Consider the following 2,296-nt stretch of genomic DNA (forward strand, 5'->3'; position numbering starts at 1 on the left):
CCACTCGGCGGAGGAACGCTCAAAGCTCAGCCCCGCGTCATCCCGGCAGCGGGATGCCTTTCGCGGGCGCGCAGCGCCCGCGAAAGGCATAAAAAACAACAGCGTCGGCAGGCCGGCAGGCCTGCCGACGCGTCACAAACACTCAGCACCTACCAGCCCCAACGGGCCAAAAAGCATCTGACACTCATCCGCCAATGGTTCCACCGCGGCTCGCCAACGGCCTCACTTTGTTTCGGCCACTGAAACGTGGCCGGAGGAAGCTCCCCCTGCCATTTCAGCGTCCCGGCCGCATTCAGCTGCCCGGCAGCCCACTCCATGTCGATCACTGTGTCGCAGTCCCTCAGGGGAGGCAGCTGAGCGGCTGTTTCGGACGCGCCGACTTCGTCATACAAGGCTGCAATGTCCAGGATCATGTCCGGCAGCCCATCGGCGCAGACCACCAGCTCTTTCCTGTCCTTTCTTCCCCTGTAATACAGCCTGCAGCCGCCGGGCGCATAGACATACGCCGGATATGACCGGACCAGACCGTCCGACACCAGCGCCTTGATCAGCTCTACGATCCTGTCGTCCAGGCCGTCGTCGAATATGCGCACTTTTTCCTCCAGGCTGCTGACGTCCGGCACGTGGCGTATCAGATAGCCATGTCCCACAACATCCTTCATTTCCCGCCTGATCTTCTCTCTGCAGGACGAATAGTTGCGCACAGTGCTTATGTCAAGCCCGTCGGCATACCGCTCGCAGATGACCATGAACTGCCGGGGATCCCTGTTGCCGCAACTGCACCTGAACACAGAGTCGCCCACCACAGTTTTGTCATGATCGGGGCCCTTGCTTGCCGGGGGAGTGCGATACTGAGTATATATCACCCAGCCGCCGCACTTCAGGCAAAACACAGTGACGTCCACAAAGGGATAGTTTTTCCAATACTCCTTGTCAAATGGTTCACGCATCGTTTTCTCCTTTATATCGTTGTTTTTGCGCCCCTCTCAGGGCGAACATTGCCTCCCGGCCATCCTCCGCCGTCTCGTCCCGTTCAATTAAACGTCATCTCGGCGGTGAGGGCTCCTCATGCCCTCACCGGTAAGAGATCCCCTGAGAAAGAACCGCGAGCCGCGGTCACGGACCGGCCCAACGGGACAGAAGGAAAACTTCCCTGCCCCGCGATACGGCCCCCCCAACGGCCAAAAGCCGTCGGTGCCCCCGTAGATCTCTTACCGGTTTCGCTTACGCTCAACCGCCGAGATGACGCGGGGAGCGGAGCTTAAACGCTCCTCCGCCTATGCGGACCCCCCAACGGCTTTCAGCCGTCGGTCCCCCCACAGATCTCCAACGCACATTAATGTGCGTTGGGATGACGGCGGAGGATCCGGGATGACGCGGGTTGGGCGCTGCGCCGGGATGACGCGGGGCGCGTTTCCGCCGGGATGACGAGAGTGTTTTCCCTGATGGAGATGAGGGGACTCGAACCCCTGACTCTCACGTTGCGAACGTGATGCTCTTCCGGCTGAGCTACATCCCCCTACAGTATTATTATAGCACAATTGCAAAAAAAGCCCCGAAAAGGCTCGGCCCTCCCGGGCCGGGTCTTTCAGGGCGCGCCGTCGGCTGAGTCTTTATTCTTCGATGACGTTCACGTTGGCGCTGTCGGGATGGAACAGGCTGCCCTCTCCTTCGGCGAATTCCCAGGTGACGCCCCGCAGGCGCACGGTCAGGGGCTCGTCGGCGGCGCCTTCCACCAGGGAGCTCTTGCCCAAGCCGGTGAAGCGCACGTTGTCAAAGGTCAGCTCCGTCAGCCGGTCTCCCGACTGGAGCATCTCGACGGAGTCGGCGCGGTAATCCAGCGCGTTCTGCGCGTTTTCGATGATCATATTGCGAAAGACTATGTTGCGGGAATGCTCTGCGGCGGGATGAGCGTCGCTGGCGAAAAATATCATAAAGGCCAGCAGGTTGTGCCTGCCTTCCTCCCGTGGCAGCTCTTCCGTGCGGGACCGGACCACCGTCATGCGGTGGGGATAGTAGCCGGGGCCGTAGGCGTGGCAGTTTTCCACCAGTATATCCGTGCCGCCCATGCGGAACACCTGGCAGGAGGTGTTGAGCACGCAGTTGTTGACGTGGAGCCCCCTGATGTTGATGCCGGCGATGCAGTCGTCACCCGTGCGGAACACGCAGCGGTTTATCTCCATGTCGGAACAGCAGTGGAGATGGATGCCGTCGCTGCCCCCGAGACAGGTGACGTCGGTCATGGTCACATGCTCGCAGCAGTCCAGCTGATGCATAAAGTTGCCGTTGTGCTGTA

2 protein-coding genes and 1 tRNA gene are annotated in these 2,296 nt (G+C 60.6%); all 3 read right to left on the reverse strand.

Annotation, left to right across the window (positions count from 1 at the left end; genetic code table 11):
• Positions 1-149: 149 nt before the first annotated feature.
• Positions 150-950, reverse strand: coding sequence for a hypothetical protein (locus tag IK083_05515; protein MBR4749011.1), 801 nt, complete (start codon positions 948-950; stop codon positions 150-152).
• A 496-nt stretch (positions 951-1,446) separates the two neighbouring features.
• Positions 1,447-1,519: transfer RNA gene (locus IK083_05520), tRNA-Ala, on the reverse strand.
• Positions 1,520-1,613: 94 nt separating this feature from the next.
• Positions 1,614-2,296, reverse strand: a 683-nt coding sequence (locus IK083_05525) for a hypothetical protein (GenBank protein ID MBR4749012.1), incomplete at its 5' end; no start/stop codon positions are given.

This window comes from Abditibacteriota bacterium (assembly GCA_017552965.1).
GTDB lineage: Bacteria > Armatimonadota > UBA5829 > UBA5829 > UBA5829 > RGIG7931.